Source organism: [Clostridium] symbiosum (assembly GCA_036419695.1).
GTDB classification, from domain to species: domain Bacteria; phylum Bacillota; class Clostridia; order Lachnospirales; family Lachnospiraceae; genus Otoolea; species Otoolea symbiosa_A.
In genome coordinates, this window is sequence record CP143946.1 from 4,594,771 (window position 1) to 4,621,267 (window position 26,497).

General features: G+C 48.3%; 22 protein-coding genes. 2 read left to right on the forward strand and 20 right to left on the reverse strand.

Annotated features, from left to right (window positions below; genetic code table 11):
- Positions 1-78 precede the first annotated feature (78 nt).
- From loaP to V3C10_20560, 4 genes are all read right to left on the reverse strand, one after another.
- On the reverse strand, positions 79-660 hold the full coding sequence (gene loaP / locus V3C10_20545; protein WVP61666.1) for an antiterminator LoaP: 582 nt from the start codon (positions 658-660) through the stop codon (positions 79-81).
- 489 nt (positions 661-1,149) lie between these two features.
- Entirely contained in the window at positions 1,150-1,596 is a 447-nt protein-coding gene (locus V3C10_20550) for a DUF1934 domain-containing protein (GenBank protein WVP61667.1), read from the reverse strand.
- A gap of 1 nt (position 1,597) precedes the next feature.
- Entirely contained in the window at positions 1,598-2,599 is a 1,002-nt protein-coding gene (gene murI / locus V3C10_20555) for a glutamate racemase (GenBank protein WVP61668.1), read from the reverse strand.
- A gap of 248 nt (positions 2,600-2,847) precedes the next feature.
- Positions 2,848-3,912 carry a D-alanine--D-alanine ligase family protein gene (locus tag V3C10_20560; GenBank protein ID WVP61669.1) on the reverse strand — a complete coding sequence of 355 codons (1,065 nt, stop codon included), beginning with the start codon at positions 3,910-3,912 and terminating at the stop codon, positions 2,848-2,850.
- A gap of 199 nt (positions 3,913-4,111) precedes the next feature.
- On the opposite strand from V3C10_20560, the gene V3C10_20565 reads away from it, so the two are divergent.
- On the forward strand, positions 4,112-4,942 hold the full coding sequence (locus V3C10_20565; GenBank protein WVP61670.1) for a stage II sporulation protein R: 831 nt from the start codon (positions 4,112-4,114) through the stop codon (positions 4,940-4,942).
- 53 nt (positions 4,943-4,995) lie between these two features.
- Here the strand turns inward: V3C10_20565 and V3C10_20570 are convergent, their stop codons facing one another.
- The 11 genes from V3C10_20570 to V3C10_20620 all read right to left on the reverse strand — a co-directional run bounded on the left by V3C10_20570 (position 4,996) and on the right by V3C10_20620 (position 19,063).
- Positions 4,996-6,306 (reverse strand): TolC family protein, encoded by a 1,311-nt coding sequence (locus V3C10_20570; GenBank protein ID WVP61671.1) that lies wholly within the window; start codon positions 6,304-6,306, stop codon positions 4,996-4,998.
- Between the two features lie 24 nt (positions 6,307-6,330).
- On the reverse strand, positions 6,331-7,491 hold the full coding sequence (locus V3C10_20575; protein ID WVP61672.1) for a TolC family protein: 1,161 nt from the start codon (positions 7,489-7,491) through the stop codon (positions 6,331-6,333).
- A 120-nt stretch (positions 7,492-7,611) separates the two neighbouring features.
- Positions 7,612-10,659 carry an efflux RND transporter permease subunit gene (locus tag V3C10_20580; protein WVP61673.1) on the reverse strand — a complete coding sequence of 1,016 codons (3,048 nt, stop codon included), beginning with the start codon at positions 10,657-10,659 and terminating at the stop codon, positions 7,612-7,614.
- Positions 10,660-10,671: 12 nt separating this feature from the next.
- Positions 10,672-11,817, reverse strand: coding sequence for an efflux RND transporter periplasmic adaptor subunit (locus V3C10_20585; GenBank protein WVP61674.1), 1,146 nt, complete (start codon positions 11,815-11,817; stop codon positions 10,672-10,674).
- Positions 11,818-11,988: 171 nt separating this feature from the next.
- Entirely contained in the window at positions 11,989-12,636 is a 648-nt protein-coding gene (locus tag V3C10_20590; protein WVP61675.1) for a TetR/AcrR family transcriptional regulator, read from the reverse strand.
- A gap of 415 nt (positions 12,637-13,051) precedes the next feature.
- Positions 13,052-14,278: an aldo/keto reductase gene (locus tag V3C10_20595; GenBank protein ID WVP61676.1), complete on the reverse strand. Its 1,227-nt coding sequence runs from the start codon at positions 14,276-14,278 to the stop codon at positions 13,052-13,054.
- Positions 14,275-14,955, reverse strand: a complete 681-nt coding sequence (locus V3C10_20600; protein WVP61677.1) for a GntR family transcriptional regulator — start codon at positions 14,953-14,955, stop codon at positions 14,275-14,277. The genes V3C10_20595 and V3C10_20600 overlap by 4 nt, the downstream gene beginning before the upstream one ends.
- A gap of 21 nt (positions 14,956-14,976) precedes the next feature.
- A complete protein-coding gene (ispE, locus tag V3C10_20605) occupies positions 14,977-15,867 on the reverse strand; it encodes a 4-(cytidine 5'-diphospho)-2-C-methyl-D-erythritol kinase (protein WVP61678.1) in 891 nt (296 codons plus the stop codon).
- A gap of 1,150 nt (positions 15,868-17,017) precedes the next feature.
- The gene (locus V3C10_20610; protein ID WVP61679.1) at positions 17,018-17,698 is read right to left on the reverse strand and encodes a YesL family protein; all 681 of its coding nucleotides are present in this window, start codon (positions 17,696-17,698) and stop codon (positions 17,018-17,020) included.
- 132 nt (positions 17,699-17,830) lie between these two features.
- Positions 17,831-18,517, reverse strand: coding sequence for a GNAT family N-acetyltransferase (locus V3C10_20615; GenBank protein WVP61680.1), 687 nt, complete (start codon positions 18,515-18,517; stop codon positions 17,831-17,833).
- 27 nt (positions 18,518-18,544) lie between these two features.
- A complete protein-coding gene (locus V3C10_20620; protein WVP61681.1) occupies positions 18,545-19,063 on the reverse strand; it encodes a peptidylprolyl isomerase in 519 nt (172 codons plus the stop codon).
- Between the two features lie 303 nt (positions 19,064-19,366).
- On the opposite strand from V3C10_20620, the gene V3C10_20625 reads away from it, so the two are divergent.
- Positions 19,367-20,170 (forward strand): lysophospholipase, encoded by an 804-nt coding sequence (locus V3C10_20625; GenBank protein ID WVP61682.1) that lies wholly within the window; start codon positions 19,367-19,369, stop codon positions 20,168-20,170.
- 84 nt (positions 20,171-20,254) lie between these two features.
- On the opposite strand, the gene V3C10_20630 is transcribed toward V3C10_20625, so the two are convergent.
- The 5 genes from V3C10_20630 to V3C10_20650 all read right to left on the reverse strand — a co-directional run bounded on the left by V3C10_20630 (position 20,255) and on the right by V3C10_20650 (position 26,497).
- Positions 20,255-21,292, reverse strand: a complete 1,038-nt coding sequence (locus V3C10_20630; GenBank protein ID WVP61683.1) for a DnaJ C-terminal domain-containing protein — start codon at positions 21,290-21,292, stop codon at positions 20,255-20,257.
- Positions 21,293-21,373: 81 nt separating this feature from the next.
- On the reverse strand, positions 21,374-21,835 hold the full coding sequence (locus V3C10_20635; GenBank protein WVP61684.1) for an Hsp20/alpha crystallin family protein: 462 nt from the start codon (positions 21,833-21,835) through the stop codon (positions 21,374-21,376).
- Positions 21,836-22,175: 340 nt separating this feature from the next.
- Positions 22,176-23,612, reverse strand: coding sequence for an amino acid permease (locus tag V3C10_20640; GenBank protein WVP61685.1), 1,437 nt, complete (start codon positions 23,610-23,612; stop codon positions 22,176-22,178).
- Between the two features lie 258 nt (positions 23,613-23,870).
- On the reverse strand, positions 23,871-25,187 hold the full coding sequence (locus tag V3C10_20645; protein WVP61686.1) for a M18 family aminopeptidase: 1,317 nt from the start codon (positions 25,185-25,187) through the stop codon (positions 23,871-23,873).
- 386 nt (positions 25,188-25,573) lie between these two features.
- Positions 25,574-26,497: a hypothetical protein gene (locus V3C10_20650; protein WVP61687.1), complete on the reverse strand. Its 924-nt coding sequence runs from the start codon at positions 26,495-26,497 to the stop codon at positions 25,574-25,576.

A 26,497-nucleotide genomic window follows, 5' to 3' on the forward strand; every position in this document is an offset into this window, starting at 1 on the left:
TTTAATTCATAGAAAAAAGGCCTCCCCCATGCACATTGCATGCCGGTCAGCCTTTCGTATCCATTTATTTTAATATATTTAATTATTTATTTCTTCTCGTGTGGGCTTCTCAATCTCCACCAGTTCAATCCCAAGCTTCACATCCATCATTCTCCCCGCAAATGGCATTTGAACCGTAACCTCACGCTTATGCAGATTCACTTTGGTCACATGCCCTTCCAGCCCCTTCAGAGGCCCATCCCGGACAACTACATTCTTTCCTCTGTCAATTCCATCAATCTTACCGCTGTACTCTCCCCCAACAACCTGGACTTTAGACACCCTGGTCACATGGCGGCAGTCCCCAATTGCTTTAATTCTCTGCTCTTCATCCTCTGAAAGGGACAAAAAAAGAAAGTTCCCGTCCTGCAGAACTTTCGTCAATCTGCTAACCTGCTTCAGCCGCCTGTACAGCTCCTCCGCATTCCCTGAATCGGCAAACACATATCCTGGAAATAAAAGTTCTTCCACCTGCTGCCAGCGCCCCTTAAATTTTTTCACCCGTTCTTTCTTCGGTATAAAGCATTCCCTCAAGCTGTCATCACAGAGCGTCAATTGCTTTTTGATCAGCTCCGCCGTCTTCTCCTCCTGTCCCCCCTGGACTTGTATTACATACCACATATCTGTCGTTTTTCCTTCCCGCACAAGCGGAAGCGTCCAGAGCTGTTGTTTCATTTTGGGTAAAATAGGGTAAGCTTCGCCATTTGCACGCAATGCAAAATACAAATTGCGCGTGCAACTGCCGTTGTTATCCCCTATTACCATATAGCCCGGAATCTGTGTGCCAATGCTTCACGTCATCTGCCTATAATCCTGTATTCTCAAAAAGATGTATCTTCATTAATCTAGCCGCATTCGTGCTGAACATCCATGCTGAAACTGCATCCTGCATTTCAATTTCAAATGCTGTTCAAACGTATGCCGCTTAACAGATATATTAAGCGACATCTTTCGATACGATATTATAGAATCTTCTGAGTTTCGTAAATTATAACACCAATTTTATGGGAGGTCAATATTCCCCCTCCCATTCTAACAGTAAGTTATTCCTAATATTTTCTTATTTTTTCTTGAATCCCAGTATTTACCGCTTCTTTCCCTACAAGACACCTATTCCCCAAGCCTCAAATCCGCCTTCGCCTTCGACCGTATATCAATCACAATATGGCACTGCGAAACCGTTTCGTAATTCACTTCCAGCGAATACTCAATCTCCACCAGCAGCCGATCCGGACTTTCTTCTATTACAATATCGTCCGTATTCACTCCGACCATCATCTGTCCAAACGGCATTGCGTAACAGCAGACATTTGTCTTTTCTTTCTCAAATACCATGTGGGAGCGGGCGCTTCCGTTTTTGATTATCTCTACCGTCCCGTCGCCAACCTTGATCGTGTTGCGGATAGCTCCCTCTACGCCCTCGATCAGCTCGTCATAGAGAATATAGTGTTTCCCATTTTTCAGATAATAGGTGCCCGCCGTAATTACGGATACATCGTCGCTTTCGCCGTCCACCATATGGGCTCCGCTGATGCTTACAAGTACATCCTTTGTCATATCAGTACTCCTCAATATTGATCTTTTTTGTCTCTTTGACCTCTTTCGGAAGAATTGATGTTGCGAAATTCGTGAATTTCTCGGCCAGGTCACTTACAAAGAACTGATACTGATCTCTGTGTTTTTCCCCAGCCCCATGTGCATGACAGCCTTGTTCACTGCCCCCGTGTTCACAGTCACCGTGCCCACAACTCCCCTGCTCACTGCCGCCATGTCCACAATTCCCCTGCTTACTTCCTCCATGTCCACAGCTTCCATGCTCAAAGCCACCATGTCCGCTACTTCCATCTTCACCATTCCCATCTCCAAAACTCTCCCCAGTACACGTCATCTCATTCTTTTCCAAAAGTTCTCTCAACTCCACAGCCGTCTCATAGGCCGGATTGACCAGTGTAACATCGTCACCCATCAGGCGTTTGAATGTGGATCGCAGAAGCGGATAATGTGTGCAGCCCATCACCAGTGTGTCTATATACTTTCCTTTAAGACACGCCAGATAGCGGGAGGCAATCTCATCCGTTACGGAATCGTGAAGCAGTCCCTCTTCCACTAATGGCACGAAAAGAGGACAGGGTTTTCCCGTCACTTCTATATCTTCCCTCAAACGTTTCATTTCTTCGGAATATACGCCGCTGCGAATCGTGGCCTCTGTTCCGATAATGCCGATTTTCCCATTTCTGGTGGCTTCCACGGCGGCTCTGGAGCCGGCGGAAATCACTCCGATGATCGGGATGTCCAGACTCTTCTCCACGGCCTCCAGGGCACAGGCAGACGCGGTGTTGCAGGCAATAACAATCGCCTTTACATCCTTGGTCTGCAAAAAGCGGATAATCTGCTGTGAATAGCGGATCACCGTCTCTTTCGATTTATTTCCATAAGGCACCCTGGCCGTATCTCCAAAATATACAATCCTCTCATCCGGCATCTGGCGCATAATCTCCCTCATCACAGTAAGGCCGCCCACACCGGAATCAAAGACTCCAATTGGTGCATTTCTATCCATATATATCCTCCATTTTTGTCCTGGCAGACATCCCCGGGGAATGTTCCCCGGATGAAATTCTCAAAGCGATGCTTTCAGGATGAGATTTCCAACCTAACATTCCCTAATAAGTTTTCCAACCTGTCATTCCCAGATAAGTTTTCCACCCTGACATCCCCTGAATCAACTCCCCAAACCGACATCCCCCAGAATTACCATACTGTCCGCCATCTTCCCCTTAGAGCCGAACCCAAGGCCCTATTACAAGACTAAAACCGTTTAAGCCCATGCTCAATCAGCTTTCCAACCAGCTCTGTCTTGCTGATTCCCGCTGCCTCAAACAGCATTGGATACATGCTGATGGCCGTAAATCCCGGCATTGTGTTGATTTCATTGAATACAACATCCCCGTCGGCCGTCACGAAGAAATCCACTCTGGCCAGACCATAGCCATCGACTGCCTTAAAAATCTCAACCGCTGCCTTTCTGACTCTCTCGGCGCTGTCACCAGGAAGCTCCGGATTTACAACGGTTCTGGACTCCGCATTAAAATATTTGGCCTCAAAATCATAGAATTCTGCGGCAGCCAGGACTTCGCCGACACCGGATGCAATCACCGGTTCTTTGCCATTTCCAAAAACTGCACACTCTATCTCATGGCCGACAATCGTCTCTTCCACAAGAATTTTCCTGTCATGAAGGGCTGCCTCCACAAGTCCCTTTTCAAGTTGTTCTCTGTTCTCCGCCTTGGATACACCCCGGGAAGAACCGGCATTGGACGGTTTGATGAATACAGGATAGGAAAAACGGGTTTCCACCCTCTTGACGGCATCCTCCATTCCCTCTGCATCTGCAATCTCTTCTTTCATAACCGGCTCATATGCCGCCTGACGGACACCAACCCGGTCCGCAATGATTTTTGTAAAGAATTTATCCATCGAAACAGCGGATGCCAGCACCCCGCAGCCTACATAGGGGAGCTGTACCAGCTCAAAAAGCCCCTGGATCGTTCCGTCCTCCCCATACAGGCCGTGGAGAACCGGAAATGCTCCGTCTACCTTTATCTTCTCTATTTTGCTTCCATCCATGACAATCACGGATTTCTCCGTGGCATCCGGTGAAAGGATAGCCTGCACGGTTCCGTTTCTCCAGCTCTCATCCTTAATAGCCTCCACCGAATCTACCAGGAGCCAGCGCCCTTCTTCCGTGATTCCCACGATAAGAACCTCATATGTATCTCTGTCTATATTGTTGATTACATTTACTGCGGACATGCAGGAAACTATATGCTCCGAGGACTGTCCGCCGAAAATAACAAGAATTCTTTTTTTCATAATTATTTGATCTGCCTTTCTGTTGAATTCTGCCGGATATCGTTGATCGCTTCACCTTATCTTCCGTTTTTCCGGATATCGTTTCAAACTGTTTAGATTATATCACAACTGTCAATACTTGGGATAAGTAAGATAGAAATATGAAATAAATTGTAAGAAATAAAGCAGTAACTGAAATATCACTCAAGGAGGTAACCCAATGTCACACCCACATATTACATATTATATGAATCAATTACAGAAAAGGAATCTAAAAAAACTTGCCCTTCTTTTCAGTGCCTCTCTTTCCCTCGCCCTGCTGGCTTCGGTGCCCGTCGCCCTGAACTGTGCGCGGACGGCGGAGGAGACGCTTTCCGGCGAGCTGGCGCCGCAGATTCTCCGTTTTCATGTGCTGGCCAACAGCAACAGTGAAGCGGATCAGAATCTAAAATTAGAGGTAAAACAGCTTCTCATCGATACCATGTACGAGGATTTGGAAAATGAGGAACTCTCCAAAGAGGAGCTTATCTCTTATATAAATGAGCATAAAACCGAGCTGGAAAATACCGCCGAATCCTATATGTTCTCCAAAGGTTTTAATTATTCCGCGGACATACGGATCGAACAGTGTTATTTTCCAACCAAAATCTACGGTGACGTTACATTTCCCTGCGGAACATATGACGCCGTCCGCGTCCTCCTGGGAAATGGCAGCGGAAAAAACTGGTGGTGCGTCCTCTATCCGCCGCTGTGTTTTTCACAGGCATCCGTCTGCGAGGTACCTGATTCTTCAAAAGAAGAGCTTAGAAATCTTCTGACTGAAAACGATTACCGAGACTTAATGAAACACCGCCGCGTAGTCTTCGGGGAGACGAAGCCCTCCGACACGAACGCCTCCAGCCCAAATCCCCCGGATAAAAATTCCGTAAGCGTTTCAGGCCAAAAAGCTCAGACAGACGCAGGCAAAAAAACGCAGACAGAAACTTCTTCAGAACCAGAAGTCACTGTCCGCGTCCGTTTCCGCCTTGCGGAGCTGTTATCGCGAAATTAAGTATCCATTACTTTAAGCTTAAACCGGTGTCCATTTTCATCTCCGGTTCCCGGCTATTGCCCGGCGCCCGACATCATCCCCTTAAGCGCCCAGTCATATGTCTCAAGCGCCTGGAACAGGGATATCTCTGCCGTCTGGCGGTCAATCTGTTTGCCGAGGAAGGCCGCCTGCTCCTGGAGGTATTCCAGCTGGCTTGCCATTCCAAGCTGGTACTTTCTCTCCATTGCATTCATGGCGGTAGTCTCGGTCGCCAGAGCCGCGTCTGCAAGCTCCAGAGCCGTCTGCTTCTGGTAAATATCATTATAGAGATTTACCATTGTGGCTCCGATTGTCTCTTCCAGGTTTTTGATCGTCCGCTCCATGTTCTTTTTGTCTGTGGAACCTTCGGTCATGTTCTTTAAGATCTTGTTGTCGTATCTTAAATCATAGTTGTTTTCCAGCGCCGTCTTTTTGTCTGCTTCCAGATTAAGGGCGGCGATTCTGTTCATATCGATAGGCGGAACTTCCCTGATATCCGGGTCGGCATTAAACTGCCAGCCGGTAGCGATGCAGAGACTCTGTTTCACTGAATCCAAAGAACTGCGGGTCTGGGTGTAGGTGGACTGGAGCGACTGTACATTTTTCTTCGCCGTCAGGATATCCGCCTGCGTTGCCATACCGAGTCCGGCTCTTGTTTCTGTGGAACGCTGCACGGCTTCCATAATCTCGATGTTTTTCTGGATGACATCCAGGCTGCTTTTCATCTGATTGTAGGAAGCGAACATGGTCTGTACCGACATGATAAGGCCGTTCTGTGTTTTTAAATATTTAAGTTTCCTGGATTCATCGTCGTCGTAAGTGCTGTCTGCCGAAATGTTCTGCTTCAGAGCGCTGTTATCCATCATGGCGGCGCCCATATACATGGCATTGTAGGACGACATCAGACTGTTGATACTGCTGATTCCCGCCTGCTTGAGAACGGCGTCGGCCTGATCTTTGGACATGTACTGAAGAGAATTTGCCAAATCCAGAAGGGAATCCGCCGTATCCCTCATATCTTCCGCCTGGCTGGATAAATCGTCGGCCGCATCTTTTAAATCCTGTCTTACGGTTTCCGCATCGTCTTTTGTCTTGGAATCCTTATAGGAAACCTGGTTGTTCATATAGGTAGGGTTATATTCCTCCACCAGCATCTGAAGTTCGTCATACTCCATCACGTTGTCCCTGAGCCTGGCCCAGGTCGCTTCGTCATGGGCAAATTCCGGATTTTCCGCCATTACCTGCAGCGGCGACATTACGGCCAGTGAGACTGCCGCCAGTATCGAAAGAACTTTTTTGTTGCAAAGGGCTTTTTTATAACAAAGGACCTTCTTATTGTGCTTCATTTCTACTCTCCTTCTGCGCTTCCCTTAAGACATGATCAGGCCTTTTACCGCCCAATCATACTTCTCCATGGCTGAAAATAACTCTATGTCTGCAATTTCTTTGTTCGATTTTGAAGTAAGGTATTCCGCCTGGGCGCTCAGATATTCAAGTTTTCCCATCATTCCCAGGGAATATTTTCTGTCTGCCGCCTGCATTTTCTGCTCTGCCGCTCCGTACTCGGAGAGGGCCGCCTCGTAGGACTGGCGCTTGGAAATCACTGTATTATAGAGGCTCTGCAGAGTGGATGCCACATCCTGCTGGGACTGGGCAACGTTTCTCTTCTTCACGTTCCTGGCCGATGAGCCGGTAGCGGAAGCGCTCTTTACCGCCTGCAGATCGTAATTGGCTCCGACCGCCGCGCTGAGATCGTTCTGCGGGTTCATCTGGTCGATCCTTGCCAAATCAGCGGAAGGCACCGGCCTTATCTCAGGCGTTGAATCATGGTTCCATCCGGTCAGGAGCAGAAGGTTCTGCCTCATATTATCGAGGCCGTATTTCAGCTGGGCCGCGCCGCTCTCCACCTGTTTTAGCGTCTCCTGGGCCGACTGGATATCCTGGGTCGATTTCATACCCATTCCGGCCATCCTGTTTGCCGCATCCAGATTCGCCTGCGCAAGCTCAATCTGCTTATTCATCAGCTCCTGTTTGGCCAGCGTCTCGCTGTACTGGATCATAAGCTGCTGCGTCGACGCCACCAGCTTGCTCTTCATCTGCCTCAGCGTTTTCTGGGCCGATTTACTGAGTTCTTCATTCGTGAGCTTCTGAGCCTGCTTGCGGAGTTCCTTGGCAGTCTCTTTATAGCTGTTGTACAATTCCCGGCTGGTCTCATTCAGACCGTCGGAACGCAGCTCGGCCGCCTCGTCCATCAGCTCAGACGCATCCTCTCTCAGCTCTCTCGCCGCATCCAGTGACTGCGAACTGTTTACAAGAGTGGAGTTTAGCTGCTTGTAATTCACGTTGTAATTCGCAATCCTGTTGTCAATATCGTTGTAATCCAGAACCGTATCTTCTGCTCCGGCTCCTGCGCCGTTTATGTAAGTGGTCTGGCCCGAGGGCCCCGCAGCCGCATAAGCGGGAACGGTTAAAGATATTGCCGTCAGGGCTGCAAGAGCCGTTACAGCTATCTGTTTCCGTCTTCTTTTCATTTATATTTTTTCACCTCCGCAGCTTTTTTGTCCACGGTTTCCATCTGTGTGCAGCCGTCCCGACAGGGGCGGCTGCAGTCTAACATCTTACCACGCTACCATTTTACCACACATTTACCATTAATCCACATCCAATTCTTCCCTGTGGCCTCTGTTCATCAGAGTGTAGTAAATCGGCAGCATTAAAAGGGATAATGTCGTGGATGCCATCAGGCCGCCCACATTTACAAGGGCCATGCCCTGCATCATCTCACCGCTGTCACCGATTGCAAGAGCCATAGGAATCATGGCTACAACGGTCGTCAGAGTTGTCATGAGGATAGGACGGAGCCTTGTCGCTCCGGCTTCAATCAGGGCCGTATCACGATCCATATCGCTTCTGTACTGGTTGGCCGTATCCACATAGAGAATACCGTTGTTAACAACCGTACCGACCAGCATCAGGAATCCCAGAAGGGACGGCATACTGATGGTCGCATCGGCCAGGAACATGAGGCCGAATGAACCAATCAGGCTGAACGGGATTGTCGTCATAACCATGATTGAGAACTTCGGTGACTCAAACTGGGCCGCCATAACTACGAAAATCAGGAAGATAGCAAGGGCAATCGCACCTGCCAGTGCGGAGAATTCTTCCGCCATCGCTTCATCCATGCTGTTCTGGGCTCTTGTAATGCTCTCGGACATGTTTGGAAGCACCACCTCTTTATAAATCGTGGTTTCAAGTGCATCCTGATCATCTTTGGCAATTCCCTTTACAAAATCGCCTGTAATTGTTACCTGATACTCTTTATCGCTTCTGATAATGTTCTGCGGGCTGTCTTTAAAATATATATCGGCAATGTCGGTCAGGGCTACGGAACCGCCTGTCGGTGTGTCTAACACGATACCCTTTACCTGGTCGATGGCATCGTATTCCCCGTCGGGATACTCCACCATGACACTGATCTCGCCGCCGTCCACATCCAGCGTGGTGGCTTCCTTGCCGCTCAGCATCAGATTGACCGTACCGCCCACCTGTGCAGGGGTCAGTCCCTCGGCCGCCGCCTTCAGCGGATCCACATCAATCTTTACTACCGGCGCGGAGTTTTCCAGGGATGAATGGATTCTTGTAACTTCGGAGCGGTGCTTCAGCGCCTGGACAATCTTATCCGACGCCTCTTTCAACTCGTCATACTGGGTACTCTGCAGAATATACTCTACTCCGTCATTTCCACCGCCCATCATGCTCATTGCGCTCTGGGAGGACAGTGTAATATTGGTGTCCGGAATCATGGTAAGAACCGGTCTCCACTCATCCACCACCTCATTCGTAGTCCGTTTTCTGTCATCTTTTAAGTAGGCTGTCAGGGATGCCGACGAACCTCCTCCAATACTGAGTCCGCTGCTTCCGTAGGAGAGCATGTAGGACTCCACATCCTCGTCTTTGGAGACGTAATCTTCCACTTTGGTCAGTATTTCATTGGCCTTCTCAATTCCCAACCCCGGCCTAAGTTCTACCGTTATGGAGACGGTACCCTGGTCGTTAGCAGGCATCAGCTCCATTTTAAGCTGGGTTGCAAGAAAAATGGAAATAACCAGCAAGCCGACTGTCGTAAACATAACCGTTTTCTTCTTCGGAAGAAGCGATTTCATGATGTTTCTGTATCCATTCTGCATCTTCTCCACGAGACCGGAAAGAGGTGCGTTATTTCGTTCCTTCGGCCGGTACATCGTGTAGCACAACGGCACGATGGTCATAGCGGAAATCAGGGATGCAACCATACAGAATACAATCGTAAAGCCAAGCGGTTTAAACATCTGTCCCGTCATACCGGACAGGAATGCCAGCGGCAGGAATACAACGCAGGTTGTGGCCGTCGAACCGATGATGGACTGAATCACAATGCTGCTGCCTTCCAGGGCCGCCTTGTGGAATTCGTTGAATCCTTTTCCCTTTGTTGAACGGAAACAGCTCTCCAAAACTACGATGGAGTTATCTACCATCATACCGACGCCCAGCACCAGGCTGCCCAGCGTGATAACGTTGAGCGAAAATCCCATTACCCTCATCATGACGAGAGCCGCCAGGATTGACACGGGAATGGACGTACCTACGATCAGGGACGCCTTCAGGTCTCCGAAGAACAGGAAAATAATCACCATGGAAATGATGACTGCCGCTATCATCGTCTGCAGCACGCTGATCAGCGAACTGTTGATCTGATCACTGTTGTCATTTACTACAACGATTTCAAGGTCTGGGTTTACTTCAGTTAAATGAGAAATTGTTCTGTTAACTGCTTTGGATACCTCCATCGCCGAACTTTTCTGCTGTTTTTTTACGCCAAGGGCAATGGTATCCTTACCGTTATAGCGTCCGATACCGGCCGCGTCCTTAAGTGTGGAGTTGATGTTCGCCACATCTTCAAGGTAAATGGTATTGCCGTTACCAAGTGTGATCGGGATCCGTTTCAGGCTCTCCATATCTTTAAAATCCACACCCGTGGTGACGGAAAGGCTCTGACTTCCCACCTCGGTGCTTCCGGCCGGATATGCCAGGTTGGCGGATGCTACGGCCGTAACCAGGGAATTTATGTTCAGGTGATACTGTTTGAGCTTCTCCGGAATCACTTCCACCTTGATGTACTCTTCACGTCCGCCGCTGATGTCCACGCTGGCAACGGAAGAAATTTTCTCAATCTCGGGAACGATTTTCTCGTCCACATAGTTATAAAGGTTATCTGCCTTGTCATTGTTGACGGCCAGATACATGGTTGCCTGGTCGTTGATATTGAACTCCATGATTGTCGGGGTATCCACATCGTCCGGCAGGCTGTTCTTCATGGCATCCGTCTTTTTCTTTAAGTCGGAGTACGCTTTATCCATATCCGTGCCGTATTCATACTGCAAAAGGACCATGGACATATTTTCATTGGAATAGCTGTTTACGGATTTAATGCCGTTCAGTGTTCCAATCTCATCTTCTATCGGTTTGGTAACCAGTTGGTCAACGTCCTCCGGGTTGGCCCCCGGATAAACAGCAAATACTACCACCATCGGCATTTCCATCTCCGGAGTCAGCTCCAGTTTTGATGAAAAAACGGATGAAATACCAAATACGATCAGACAAAGAACTGCCAGGATCGTTGTGACCGGGCGTTTCAGGACGCTTCTTGTTAATCCCATTTAATGGCCTCCTTATTTCGCATCTGCTTCTGTCGTGTTTTCTGTCGTGTTTTCTGTCGTGTCTGTTGATGCGCCGTCTGCTTCGCCGGCAGTATCCGCTCCGGCTGTCTCTCCCAGGATATCTACCTGTGAACCTTCAAACAGCTCGGAACTCCATGTAACAATTACATCATCTTCCGCAGTAAGGCCGTCCGTAATCTCTGTTTTATCCGCATCGTAGATGCCCACTTCCACCGGCACTTCATGTACCGCGTTATCTTTATATGTATAAACCATGGCATTTCCGCCCTGATAATAAATGGCGTCGGTCGGAACCATCATGACATTCTCGGCCTTGCTGGATGTCACATAAAGTTTTACCTGCGCTCCCGTGGCCAGGGCATCGGCTCCTTCCAGGGATGCTTTTACCTTGAAAAGGCCTGTGGATGCATCTACCATGGAACTGATTTCCGTGATCACGCCGTGGTATTCACTGCCGTTTTTCTCTACTCTGATTGGATCACCCATGCTCAGGCCGTTTACAACACGCTCGGTAACATTAAAGGATACCGCTTTTGTGCCTTCTCCGGAAATAACACAGAGAACATTGGACTGTGCCACATTGTCATGCACTTCCACATTAAAACTTTCTACAAGACCTCCGATAGGGGCCGTGATGGTGCTGAATTCAATCTGGTTGTCATAGGCCAGCTTTGCCGCATCATACTGAAGCTTTGCCAGCTTCGCACTGCTCTGCACCTGCTCATACTGCTGCTGGGAAATATCGCCGCTCTGAAGCAGGACGCTCATCCTCTGAAGATTTGTATTGGCATCCTGGAGAGATACCGACGCGGTATCCAGCTGGATCTTTGCGCCATCCACCTGTTTGGTGTCGATATGGAGCAATTTCTGTCCTTCCTCCACATAATCTCCTGCCTTTACATAGACATCGGTGACCTCTCCGGCTACCTTCGGTATAATATATACGATGTCAGATGGTTCTACGGTACCGGTTAACCCGGTAAACAGCTCAATATTTCCAATCTCAGGCTTCTGTATGGAAACCAGTGGAATGGATGCTGCCACCACCTGCTCCTTCGGCTTTAAGAACCTGGGCACGATAATTGCCGCTGCTGCCACAATCACTACGGCTGTAATGATTACACTTTTTTTCTTCATGTTGTCCTCCTGTTTCGTCCTCTTTCTTTGTTTCAAAATTTTTGTTCTGAATCTTTGATTGCTAAAATCTCTGTTTCAAAATTCTATGGTGTTCCAAATTATATAATTATTGGTATTCTATGATTTCTATGACTATAAAAAGCGGGCGTCCGGCTGTTTATCTTTTTTCCATCAATTCCCCGCCCGTCCTTCCGAGCCGCTGTTGCATATCCCGTATTTCAGAATCTGCAGTTTGATGGCAAAACGCTCCTTAATCCTTTCCACCGGCACTTCTTCAAAATAAGACTTTATTTCCATGGCGATATTGAACATCGCAAGCTGGAAAAAGCAGTGGAATTCTTCATAATCCCTGGCTGCCATAAGCCGTTTGTCAGTGTTTTCGTAAATCCAATGCTCGATTTCTTCATTTTTATGCCCGTATGCATTGTTGATTCTTTCCGAAAAGCCCTTTAAGATCTCTTCCGAACCCGTGTGGCACATCACGCTTTTGATAAATGCGAACTGCTCTTTTCCGGAACAATAGTCAAGCGTTTTCAGCAGCAGTTTCTCAAGCATCTTCCAGATATCTCCATCCGACTCCGTCAGCGCTTCCCTGCAGAATTCCCTGAGCCTGTTCTGGCTGTCCTCAAAGATACAGCCCAGAAGATCCCATTTATCTTCAAAATATGTATAGAAACTTCCCCTGGAGATCTCCGCTTCCTTGATAATCTGGTTGATAGACACCTTATCAACCGGAACACGCGCAAACTCTTTTACCGCTGCGCTGCAGATAATTCTCTTTTTCTCGTCCGGGAGCCTGTAAAACCGTTCTGTTGGCATAAACCTTCCCCCCTGATATTCATATTTTCAACGTCTGCCGTCACCCTGCGTAAAAATAACACAATGCTGTAAATTTTACCAGCGGTAGTATTTACCAGCAGATGGCCGGCAGTAATAAAACATACCCTCCGCAAGCTTTGCATTGCCACTCAGGAACCAGGAATCCCGCCCTCGGGATTCCTGCGCTGCCGCGCGGCTGCTTCTGCAACTATTTACCTCTGTGCGGCATGTGCATCCCCGCGGAGCGTTTTTCGATTCTTAGGACATAATTTCCTATGAATTAAAAAAGGTGACAGGCTGTCATTTATTATAGTGACAGCCTGTCACCTTGTCAATAGGCTTATGAAAAGTTTATACAATTTTAACTTTATTGTAACGATCATTCTCCGTCAGGCGTACAAATGCAGGTATATCCTCAGTTTTTCACCGACTTTCCAGCCAGAACTTCCTGATAATCTTTGTAATTATCCTCCAAAAGGGTGGGTGTGTCAAGTCCATACGGACATTTGGACTTACATTGTCCGCAATGGATGCAGTCCTCAATCTTCTTCATCTTTGCCTGCCCCTCTTCAGTCAGAAATTCTTCCGGCGGCATGCGTCTTAAAAGAAGTGACATCCTGGCACACATATTGATCTCAATTCCGGCCGGGCACGGCAGACAGTAACCGCAGGCGCGGCAGAAGGATCCAGCCAGCTCATTCCTGTCTTTCTCAATCACTGCCTTTCTCTCCTCCGTCAGTTCGGGGGGATTACCAATATAGCTGACGAACTCGTCCAGCTCACTCTCCCGCTGCACGCCCCAGATAGGAAGTACATTTTCATAGTTGAGCATCCACGCATAAATCACGGCTGAATCGGTAATAAGTCCGCCGGAAAGGCCCTTCATGGCAATAAAGCCCACATTCTGCTTCAGGCAGGCATCCGCCAGTGCAATTTCCCTCTCTGTGGAAAGATAGTTAAACGGGAACTGCAGCGTATCGTATAGCCCCGATTCCACCGCCTCTTCAGCCACGGCCATTCTGTGGTTTGTGATACCGATATACCGGATCTTCCCCTGAGCCTTTGCCTCCAGCATCGCTTCATAGAGGCCGCTGCCGTCCCCCGGCTTCGGACAGAACGCAGGATTGTGGAACTGGTAAATATCCACATAGTCTGTTTTTAAATTATGTAAACTTGTTTCAAGATCGGCCCAGAATTTCTCCACTGTTTTCGCCGATGTCTTTGTAGCAATATAAATTTTTTCCCTCACGTCACTCAGCGCATATCCGATTTTTTCCTCGCTGTCGGTGTAATCCCTCGCCGTATCAAAGAAACGGATTCCGGCTGCATAAGCTTTCTTAAGCAGGCTGCCGGCTGCCTCCACCGACACTCTCTGCATCGGAAGAGCGCCAAAGCCGTTCTTATTGACGATAATTCCGGTTCTCCCGAGCGTCACCGGAGTTCCGGCGACTTTTTCATAAGAATCCAGCATGTCCTGGAGCGCCTCATCGCTTTCCTCGATCCAAACGTCCTCCTCCTCTGCGTTGAGCCCGAGGTATTTGGCCAGCGTCCTCTCGTCATCGGAATTGTTCCATCTGGAAATATGGCGGTCGATCTCTTCAAACTCTATCTGGCCCGACAAATATAACTCTTTAAATGTCATTCTTCTTCCTGCTCCTTTATATTCTTAAGAACCGTAATTTCCTGGTTGTCAATATGTTCGCGCACAGCCGCCCTGGCCTCGGCCACATGCCTGTTCCTGAGCGCTTTTAAAATCTTCTCGTGTTCAATCAGAAGAATCTGCCTCTTGTCCTCATCCTTAATATATTCCAGACGGAAACGGTACATCTGCTCCCGCAGGTTGTTTAAAATCTGTACCAGCCTTGTATTTCTGGTGCAATTATAAATTACATCATGGTATGCCTCATCCGTCTCGGCAATCTCCATGGCATTTCCATTGTCAACGGCGTCCTGAAACACCTTTTCCGCCTTCTCCATCTCCAGCAGATCGGCGTCCGTCATTCTCTGGCAGGCCAGTTCAATGGCCAGTTCCTCCAGGGAACGTCTCACCTCTAAAACATCCTTTAAGCTCTTTTCGGAGATTTTGGCCACCTCGGCTCCCTTACGGGGGATCATCAGCACCAGGCCCTCCAGTTCCAGCTTTCTGATGGCCTCACGGATTGGGGTTCTGCTTACTCCCAGCTTTTCTGCAAGCTGTATTTCCATCAGTCTTTCTCCCGGAGCCAGTTCCCCTTTCAAAATGGCCTGCCGGAGTGTGTTGAATACGACATCCCTGAGCGGGAGGTACTCATTCATATTTACTTCAAAATCGTTTCCCATAAATAATTCCCCTGTCCTAAATTATTTTGTAACATTATAGAAGCTGGTCAGATATACCTGCTTTACAAGATTGCTTCCGCTTCCGTAGCGCATCTCCTCATATGCATCCTGGGCGGCAGCCGGATTTACAAACAGTCCAAACACCGTTGGGCCGCTCCCGCTCATCAGGGCATTCACAGCTCCCAGTTCCATCATCTTTTCCTTGATTTCACGGATAATCGGGTGGGCCGGAATCGTCACCGTCTCCAATATGTTTCCCAGATTCTCCGCAATCCCGTAAAAATCTCTGGATGATATGGCCTTCGCAATTCTGTCAATATCCGGGTGTGCATCCCGGGGAAGCGAAGGTAAATTCAGGTTTTCGTAAACAAATTTTGTAGAAACGCTGATTGGCGGCTTAGCAATCAGAATCTGACACTGCGGCATCGGTGGCAGCGGCGTCAGAATTTCCCCAATTCCTTCCGAAAGAGCCGTGCCTCTCATAATACAGTAGGGCACGTCCGCTCCCAGTTTAACGCCCCGCTCCATCAGTTCTTCCATCGTAAGCCCAAGTGAGAACATCTTGTTAATTCCAAACATAACCGCCGCCGCATCGCTGCTGCCGCCCGCCATGCCGGCCGCCACAGGGATGAATTTCTTCATCTTAATCTCCACTCCCTCGGTGACCCCAAACTCATCCATCAGAAGCTTCGCCGCCCTGTATCCCAGGTTGTTTTCGTTGTCAGGCAGGTAGTAAAGGTTCGTTTCCAGCCTGATTCCAGGCTGATCGCTGCGCTCTAAGTCGATCTTGTCGTATACGCGCACCGTCTGCATAATCATCCGCACTTCGTGGTAACCGTCTTCCCTCTTCCTGACCACGTCGAGCCCCAGATTAATCTTACCATAGGCTTTAAGCCCCAGGTGCTTTATCATTCCTATTCCTCCGGTCTGTGGTATAGATGGATACAATTCGTTACCGTTCACTCTGTGCCCAGTAACAACGCTCCGCGGGAAACATCCGGTGTGAACTGTAATTACAATTCAAACGGTGCATCAGGTGGATTGTATCCGTGCATTATTTTGTATACAATATATTATATACGTCGTACATACAAAATACAATAGTATTCCTTGGTATTTTTGTGTGAATCTGCATTTAGTTGAAAAATGGGGAGGCTGATGGGGGCAGAGGGGATGGGGAGGGGAGGGTATGGATCTTCAGTCCCGGATTTTAGGTTGTCGCGGGTGGGGAATCCGGGCAGAAAAAGTTCCTACGGGAAACGCTTGCGCTCTTTGGAGTACATAGTGGTACTAACCTCGAAAAAACCTCGGTAAGTACCAATGAACTCCCAGGTTCCCTCCGGAATCTTTTTCTCCCGGATTCCCCACGGGAAGGTTTACGCCGGGGCTGAAGACGCGTAGGTGATCGGCCATCCCGTTCTCTGACGGCATCAGAGGAGCATCCCTCTGTTTTCAATGGGCAGAGGTATTGTCGCGGCCACTATACTTTTCCGGAAAAGGTATTGTAGCAATCATTAGGATTTTCCGAAAATGCATATTTTCAATTAACGGATATAAAATAGGAACTGAATTTGTTATTTAACTATATCTTCTGGTCTTCTGGTTATAATGTGAAACCGCAGTTGTAAGCTGCGGTTTCTGGCTCTATTGGTACGCATATCAAACAGCAATATCTAAGATACAGAATTACCCTGCCAGTCATTAAAAAAGCGCATTCTAAACCATTTAGAACCGCGGCAATACGCCGGTCCGCACTTGGCGAAGGTGGTAAACAGCGGCGGCAGGATGGCGGGCGGCAGCGATCTCTTCCGGGTTTCAGTCCCGCCGGCAACCTTCCCCGGGGGGAAGGAGGGGGAAAACTTTCCGAAGGGGACATTGGAATCCGCCGGTGCTTGCTGAGGTTTCCCACGAAGCTAGCATCCGCTGCGCATTCCACTAGCGGGAGCGGGTCCCCGCAGGAATTTTTTCCCCCGGATTCCCCCTGCGACTATCTCCCCACCGGGACTGAAACCCCAGAAGAACTCGCCCCCGGAGCGCTCCTGCCAAAAGCGCCCCATCCCAACTAAACCATATACCTCTTGAACACCCTGCAAAGCAGGACCGAATTGATATAAAGCGGCCCGGAAAGCGCCCAGAAGGCCAGCCAGGATGCATAATTAACCGCAACATAGAAAAATGCCGCATTTAGGATTACCATCAATACCGTTGACGGCAGATGGCGCACCGACATCATAAAGGCGTTGCTGATCGTCCGATGTACAGGATTAACGAACCGGGCCTGGACGGCGTATACGTACAGTGATGTAAACATGTACATCACGAGCAGAGCCAGGAATATCACCGCCATTGCCAGACGCACCGGGCTGCCTGTTGAGAAGATTCCCGACAGAGCGGCCCCTGAACCAGCAAAACCGGTGGACGGGTTTACCGGCAGTCCTGTCCCACCAAGGACGACGTACCAGAAGTCTACCATGAGCACAGCCCCTATCAGCCAGAGTATAATATTAATGGCTGTGGACTGTAAGAAATTGTCTTTGAATGCCTTGAGAAAACTCCGGTATATATGGGATTCCCGATCCTCCGCCATTTTCAGGGTAACATAATATAACGCCGTCACTGACGCCCCGGCCGTTATGACCGGAAGACAGAACAGGACCGCAAGAAAATTCAATATCATTAAATCCCAGACCCTCGACATCAGCATGAAGAAGGGATTGTCATAATCGAACAGTTTGGATGCCATTGTAAATTGCCTTTCTCTCTATAAAAAATGCCTTTCTTCCCAGTTACTCCAGAAACCCGGATTTTTCTGTGTATTTCTAAATGTTCTCAGAGATCTATGCTCAAAGTTCTCAAAGTCCTTTTCCTAACGTTCTCAAAGATACTTATCAAAAACCAGAAGTCCTTCCTCCGCTTCCGCAGTACTTCCGGATAACGTAAATCCCAGTTTCTGCGCCAGGTTGGCCGACGCCTTATTTTCACTCCCGGTTTTTACCACCAGCCGCCTCAGCCCCAACACTTCCCGGGCATATCCGATAATTGCGCCGCAGGCCTCCAGGGCGTATCCCTGAGACCGGAACGGCCCATAGATATGATATCCCAGTTCCCCATCCGTGATACCGGCCTTGCCGATGACGGCTCCGCTTTGTCTTTCCACCAGCGCCCACAGGCCGCATTCATGAAAGCGGTACTGTCCGGCTATATAATTTTCTCTCAGAATCCGATCGGAAAATACTCCTCCTCCGTCGTACGGGGATTCCGGTTCCAGCGGATCTTCTAAGGTAAATTCCCGTATGAGCAGTCTGTCCGTCTCTGCGATAACCCACGGCAGCCCGGCATTCCTCCTTACCGCGCGCTCTAAAAGCATTTCATCCGCCGCGCCGGGTTCACCGATCAGATACAGGCAGGCGTCAAATCCTGCCCCCGAACCTCCACGTTCCGGATCCCATATTCCAACAATGGCTCTTCCTGCCGCTGCTGCGGCCAGAAGAGCCTCGTTCTCGTCCGAAACAGTGACCGGGTATTGTTTCCCTTCTACTGTAACTTCCTTTATAATTGTCATACTCTTATCTTTTTCAGAAAAGCCGGTTTAGCATTTCTCCGGTTCCGGATACTCCTGGCCAAATGTTTCTACCGTCATTGTCTTGATCTTCTGCTCTTTCATCGGTCTGTCGTTCCAGTCTGTCTTCATTCCGGCAATTTTGTCCACAATATCAAGGCCTTCCGTCACTTTCCCGAAAGCTGCATAGGAACCGTCCAGGTGCGGAGCGTCGTCATGCATGATGAAGAACTGGGAACCTGCTGAATCCGGAGCCATTGATCTTGCCATGGACAGCACGCCTTTTGTGTGTTTAAACTGGTTGGTAAAGCCGTTCTGGCTGAACTCGCCCTTGATAGAGTATCCCGGGCCGCCCATACCGTTGCCGTCCGGGCATCCGCCCTGGATCATAAACCCTTTGATAACACGGTGGAAAATAAGACCGTTGTAATATCCTTTTTTAATCAGGCTGATAAAGTTATTTACTGTATTTGGGGCGATTTCCGGATAAAGCTCGGCTTTCATGATATCGCCGTTTTCCATCTCAATTGTTACGATTGGATTCTGCATTTGATTTCCTCCTAAAGTTTTTGCATTTGTTCTATAAGTTTAGCAAACTGCGGAGGATTTGTCCAGATATCTCGGGATTTTCACGCATATTACGCATCCCCCCTCGCGGGATATTGCCATTGAACAGTAACATTCCTCTCCCGAAATGCTGAAACCATTGCACCGTCCTTTCCCGATATGATATACTGGACATGGGACGGCCGGTACTGCCGGCTGCCGGGCGAAAGGCCCGCGAAACGGTAACCTGCATGCTCCGCGCACAGGTTGTCACACCAATAAAGCAATCAAAGGAGGGCGTTACTTATGGGTGAAATGATTTCATCATACGACGGCACAAAATTATACCTGAACAAAGAGGTGGGGAACGGTTGTAAGGCAGTCGCCGTCATTGTCCACGGGCTCTGTGAACATCAGGGACGGTACGACTATTTTGCCGGACTTTTCCACAATGCGGGGATCGGAACTTACCGCTTTGATCACCGCGGCCATGGACGTTCCGAGGGGGAGCGCACTTATTACAAAGATTTTAATGAACTGTTGGACGACACCAATGTGGTTGTGGATATGGCGATCGCCGAGAATCCGGAGCTTCCCGTATTTCTGATCGGACACAGCATGGGCGGTTTTACCGTTGCCCTGTACGGCGCCAAGTATCCGGATAAGAAGCTGCGCGGACTCGTAACCAGCGGAGCTCTTACCGTGGATAACGGTAAGCTGATCACCGGTGTTCCAAAGGATTTGGATCCCCATACACAGCTTCCGAACGAACTGGGCGCCGGAGTCTGCTCCGTGCAGGAGGTTGTGGACTGGTATGGCAAGGATCCCTATAATACAAAGACATTTACCACCGGCCTTTGCTATGCAATCTGCGATGGGCTGGCCTGGTTTGAGGACAGCATCCAAAACTTTAAATATCCCGTCCTGATGCTTCACGGTGAGAAAGACGGCCTGGTAAGTGTACAGGATACTTATGATTTCTTTAAAAATGCCCCATCAGCCGATAAACAGATGAAGATTTATGGTGGATTGTTCCATGAGATTTTCAATGAATACTGTAAAGATGAGGTTATCTCGGATGTGATTAACTGGATTTCCGGCCGCTGTTGACAGTGCTTCAGCCCCGGTTCCGGACACCGCGTAAAAACGCATTGTGCCTGGAACCGGGGCTGAAAAAACTTCCGGCTCTAACTGTTAACCGGTAGCGGACATTTTGCACGCCTGGTCAAATTCCCTTAACTTACGTTTGGCCTCCTGAGTCAGTTTTTCCGGCGCCTGGATTTCAATCGTCACATACTGGTCGCCTTTTGCGGACGAATTTCCCATGGCGACAATTCCTTTTCCTTTCAGCCGTATCTTGCTGCCCGGTTTTGTGCCTTCTTTTATCTTACATACAACATTGCCGTAAATCGTCGGAATCGTTGCCTCACCGCCCAAAACGGCCGTTACAAACGGGATTCTGACGGTGGAATAAACATCCTGCCCTTTTCTGCTGAAGCCCGGTTTTTCTTTTACCGTAACCTTAAGAAGCAGATCTCCGGCCTCGCCGCCCTGGATTCCGGGATTTCCCTTCCCTTTCAGGCGGATGATTTTGCCCGGCTCAATACCGGCAGGAATGTTGACTTCGAGTGATTTGACCGTTCCGCTGCCGTCCTTCAGGTGGATTAACTGGCTGCCGCCTAACGCAGCTTTTTCAAAACTGATTTCCAGCTCCGCGTTTAAATCGGAGCCTTTTCTCTTAAATCCATGGCTGAAATCGCGATCCCGATATCCGCCGCCATAAAAACCGCTGCCGAAATCATCGCCGTAGGAGCCGCTTCTGTAGAATTTTTCCGAACCGCTGCCGTGGAAGTTTCCTCCAAACAGGTTCTTCAGAATATCATCCATATCATCTCCGCTCTCAAAATGATATTCATGGAAACCGCTCTTCGGTCCGCCGTAAGAACCATGGAAACCATTCCCGGAGGTTCCTCCCCCGGCACCGCCGTAAGCCCCGGCCTCTCCCTCAAAGGCGGCATGCCCGAACTGATCGTACAGTTTTCGTTTTTCCTCATCCCCGAGCACGCCATACGCCTCATTCACTTCTTTGAACTGTTCCGCCGCACGTGCATTGCCTTCATTGCTGTCGGGGTGAAATTTTTTTGCAAGTTTTCTATATGCCTTTTTAATTGCCTGCGCATCCGCACTTCTGCCGACGCCCAAAACCTCATAATAATCCCTTTTCAATCTCATCACTTCCCTTCCGGTTTACGTTATATATAAAGCGAGAGGCCAGACCCGCTGACCCCCCGCCGCATCAATTGTGTTCCACACTTACTCAATGGTAATATATTTCCTGGTCTCCACTGCAGGCTTTGCCTCTTTCTTCGGGATAAAAATCTTCAGGATGCCGTGTTTAAACTCGCCCCTGATCTCATCCTGGGTCACTTCCTCGCCTACGTAGAAGGAACGCTCACAAGCGCCCGCATAGCGCTCCCTGCGGATATACCTGCCCGTCTTCTTATCCTGTTCATCCTGATCAAGGCCCTTGGCCGCGCTGACGGTCAGGGTGCCTTCTTCCAGGGAAACCTTCACCTCGTCTTTCGCAAAGCCCGGGAGATCCATCTCCAGCATATAGCCGGAATCGGTTTCCCTGATATCCGTTTTCATCAGATTCTTGCTGTGATGGCCATACAGCTTTTTCTCCAGCCGTCTCTGTTCCTTGTCGTCAAAGAATGGGAAATCTTTCATAAAATCATCAAACAAATCCTCACCAAAAATACTAGGCATTAACATAAGTCATCTCTCCTTTTCAATATGCTGTTTACCTTGTTTCTTTGGACTGGGAATCGGGATGTAAAGTTTTTCTTTCCTGGTGTCTTTCTATCCTTTTTCCTTGTTCTGATTACGTTATATCACTTGTTGTTAGCACTGTCAAGAGGTGAGTGCTAATTTTTTTGTGAAATATTTGTGTCTCTTTTGTGTCTTTCAAATACGCCTGTAAAACAACGAAAAGCACGCTTCGCGAACTTTTCATTGCCACTCAACAAGGGGGCTGCCGCACTGAGCCGTTTCAGCTCATGCGGCAGCCCTCTGTTTTCCCTGATAAAGCAGATACAGCCGGCACCGATTTTATTTAAGATACATGTTTCTCACGTTTTTTAATCTCCGGCAGAATCAGGCCGAGTGCGGTCAGCACAAACGGAGTGACGATATTCAGCGCCGTGGAAGCGATATCTCCCTCCACATACATTCCCAGGATACAGCAGACCGCCGTAACCAGGAAACACCAGCCTCCGGCCGTAAACGCCAGCCACTGGCTCTTCGTAAACCGGTATTCCGGCTGGAATTTTGTAAAATGGACACGCAGCGCGATATAAGCCCCAAACACCCACAGATAACGCAGGGGCATTGTCACGGAATTCAGTTTATTAAGCTGTGTCAGCACGGCCGCCGCGCCCGGAACAAAGGACTGAATCAGGATGATACTTCCGGACAGGAACACGACCATCCATATTCCGTTGATATAAGCCCCATATTTGTTCTTTTTCAAAAGTCCGGACGGAATATATTTTCTCGCCTCTTCATTGTCCAGCAGCATGCGCAGCGGCGCATCAATGCTCAGAACCAGTGTGGAGAACTGGCCAATTGCATTGCAGGCGGCGTAGACAATCAGAAGGAAGTTTCCCACATGGTAATACTCTCCCAGCTTCTGGAATGCCCAGTAAGAGCCATTGGAAACATAGGAATTAAAGCTTTCCCTGCTTTCGTTGATAAGCGCAGGGTCAAACATCTGCCCCATGGCGACTGTGCCTAAAATCGCGCAGACCATAACCATGACGGCCAGCATAATCATGCCCTTGGGAAATCCCCTCGACGGATCCTTGACCTTATTTACATAGGGAGAAATCTTTTCACAGCCTCCCACCGCAAATACCAGGATTGATAAAGAGGTAAAGTATCCGACGTTAAACTGCGGAATCACCTGTTTAATTCCAAAATTTAACGGAACATATTCTGCGCGGGGATTGATAACCGGCGCCGCGAACATCATTAAAATATAGAGCAGTGACATGATAAACATGCTCGTCCCGGCAATGGTGGCCAGTTTTTTCAGAGGATTCAGGCCGCGGCTTGCCACCCAGCAGAAAAACAGGAACACAGCCAGTGTTGCAAGCTGTACCCACTGCGTCGGAAACATGTCATAGGTCGTGCCGTTCTGGAATGCCATCCAGCTCAGGGCCTTTAAGCCTCCGCTTCCCTTACTTGCAATGTACGTCACATGGCAGGCCCAATACGTCCAGCCCGCATAGTAGGCAAATTTGGAACCGATTGTCTGGTGAATCCAGGAACTTACCCCTCCGCCGTATGTCTTAAAGGCGGAACCAAGTTCCCCCACCATCAGCGTGTAAGGGATAAAATACAGGATAAACATCAGGATCCAGCTGAAAATAACCTGCGTTCCGTTAAAATAGACGAAACCATTTGTTACGTTACCAAATCCCCAAACGGTAGAAAAGGCCATAAAAGCCAGCATATACCAACTGATTTTCTGCGATTTATCTTTTTCCATAATTCCCCGTTTTCCCTTCTGCCACATTATTCTTTCCGTTTTTTTATTTACCGGTAATATTTATCTTCTCCGGTAACGGTTTTTCATCTTTGCCGTTACCTTTTCTGTTACATTCTTTCCCATTTTCATACATTCTAGTACTTTACTTCGCAAGTTTCGTTTATTTACGCCGCATGGGTTTTCCTGTATTTCAAAGGGAGCTCCCACCGCACAAACATCCTCTGCACAGTCCGGAAGGCCGTTTCACCCTCTCCCGGATTACTTCGTCCCGAGACGGTAGCGTCCATTTCCCTCGCAGAAGATACCGGAGGAGAAAAACGTCTCCATTGCGGAGAGCAGATACGCCGTATCCTTCACGCCGCAGGTCTCATATGGTGAATGCATGGCAAGTTCCGGGAGGCCGATGTCCACCGTATTCAGGGATACATGGGAATTGGAAATGTTCCCAAGGGTCGATCCGCCCAGGATATCGGAGCGGTTGACAAAAGTCTGGAACGGTACGCCCGCCGCCTTGCAGACCGCCTTAAAAAGGCCGGCTGAAATGCTGTCCGTCGTATATTTCTGGTTGGCGCTATGCTTGATGACAATGCCTCCGTTCAGGAACGGGCGGTTGTCCACGTCGGCTTTATCCATGTAGTTCGGATGCAGGGCATGGCCGTTGTCGGCCGAAACCATGAAACTGTCGGCCACGGAGATCAGATACTCTTCGCGGTTTCTGCCCATCGCCTCGCTGATGCGGCCCATCACGTCCTCCAGCAGAGTGGAACCGGCTCCCTGTTTTGTTCCGCTTCCCACTTCCTCATTGTCAAAGACGGCGCACATAGCCACATGCGTCCTGTTTTCTGCTTTCAGAAGACCCTTCATCGTCCCGTAGGCACACTGCAGGTCGTCCAGTCTGGAACAGGAGATGAATTCATTTTCCGCTCCCCAGACCGTACCCGGGACACGGTTATAAAGAAACAGATCGCTGCTTAAAATCTGCTCCGGCCGGACTCCGGCCTGTCCCGCCGCCATCCGCATCAGCCTGTCTTTTTCCCCCGCCATCCCAAACAGGGGAAGCATATCCTTCTGCGGATTCAGAGCCACTCCTTCATTCGCCTCGCGGTTCATGTGGATTGCCAGGTTGGGAATCAGGACCAGATCCCGGTCGATGTTGACGAGACGGCTCTCAAAGCTGCCTTCACATTCCACCAGGACACGGCCCGCCACCGACAGAGGCCGGTCCATCCAGGGGGCCATCAGCATTCCGCCGTATTTCTCCACGTTCAGTTTGACATACTGCCCGCCGGCATCCATTTCATGTTTTTCCTTCAGTTTAAAAGAAGGAGAATCACTGTGGGAAGCCGCAATCATAAATCCCCTGTATGAGCATTCGGGAATACGGAACGCGATGATGGATGAACCGTTGCGGGTGGTAAAATACTTTCCGCCCTCCGAGATCTTCCAGTGTTCCTGCTCCATCAGCTCCTCAAATCCATCTTCCTTAAGCATGCTGCGGAAATTCTCCACCACATGGTAGCAGGTGGGACTCGCATCAATAAACTTCATCATATCGCGTGAAACCGCTTCAAACATTTTTACTGTTCTCCTCTCTGCGTCTCTTTAACGGACTCTCCGGCCAGGCTGACCAGCACATAGCAGATAATGGCATGGATTTTCCGGATATCAACATATGATAGGATGTACCTTTTGCTAGAATTACATACATAAGGCTACGCCTGCCATAGCTCCATGGAACACATCACGGCCGAGGCGCTGGAATCCGTTACACGGATTATTGTGGAACTGATACGCTCCTATGCGGAATACCGGCTATAATTAAAAAATAATTTTAACGCGTGCAATTTGTCGGATGCAGGAGATGTATAGAACAAATATGGGGAATCCAGCGGTTTTAGCCACCGGATTCCCCATTCTACCTTTTCTAATTGTTATAACAGTATTACATCATTCCAGTATTCTTAATATATAACTTTAAATAAATTATCATTCTCGAGCATTTTCACAAAATCATTTACTGAAAAGCTATATTCCTTACATTCTAAATCATTTTGTCCTGCAGCAAAGCATCTAAGCTCACTATTAACATAGGAAACTGATACAAATTCTTTTAATTCTGTGTAATTCATATACTCGTTTTTGTATAATAAATATGCCAGGTTACAAGTCGTCCGACACATAAAAGCATCCCACTTATACTTATTATTGATGTATTTCTTTGTTGAAGATAGACTATAATAAAAATTACGGTCATTACTTAGTAATTCATATTTACAGGGTTTTAATTCTTTTATGTTAGATAACAAAATTACGACTAAGGCAGTCAGTTCTTCACCCAGACTGTCCCCTGTCTCTTTCATAGTCCGCATGTCAGTAAAAAAATCCGTATATACTTCAACTGTAGGTGTATTTTTAAAATATTTTTCAATCTGTAAGTCATTATTAAAAAACTCATCGACACAATTACTAAATATAGTTTTTATAGCTTTCATTGTATCTATTAAAATTGTGTTTAATTCCTTATCTGTCATATTAAAGACTAATTTTAAGAAAGTGTAACACCATTCCTCGTCAAAAATATATACAGGCTTTTCATTATTGAGCCTTTCCAGGAACCTTAAGTGTTCTTCTTTCACCTCTGCATTATCTGACGCTAATTCCATTAAAATCGTTCTTGGGATCAGAATCATGTCACATACATCATGGACATAAGCATAAAACAATGAAGTTTGTCTAAGATTCGCATATTGTATAATCGAACAAGTATCTAATATTAAACATTTTTTTGCTCTTATTATTTTTTCAATACATTCTTCTTTACTATAAATTATATGTTCTGTTATCCGGCTCCAATTATTAGGGGTTTGTACATATATTTTAGCCAT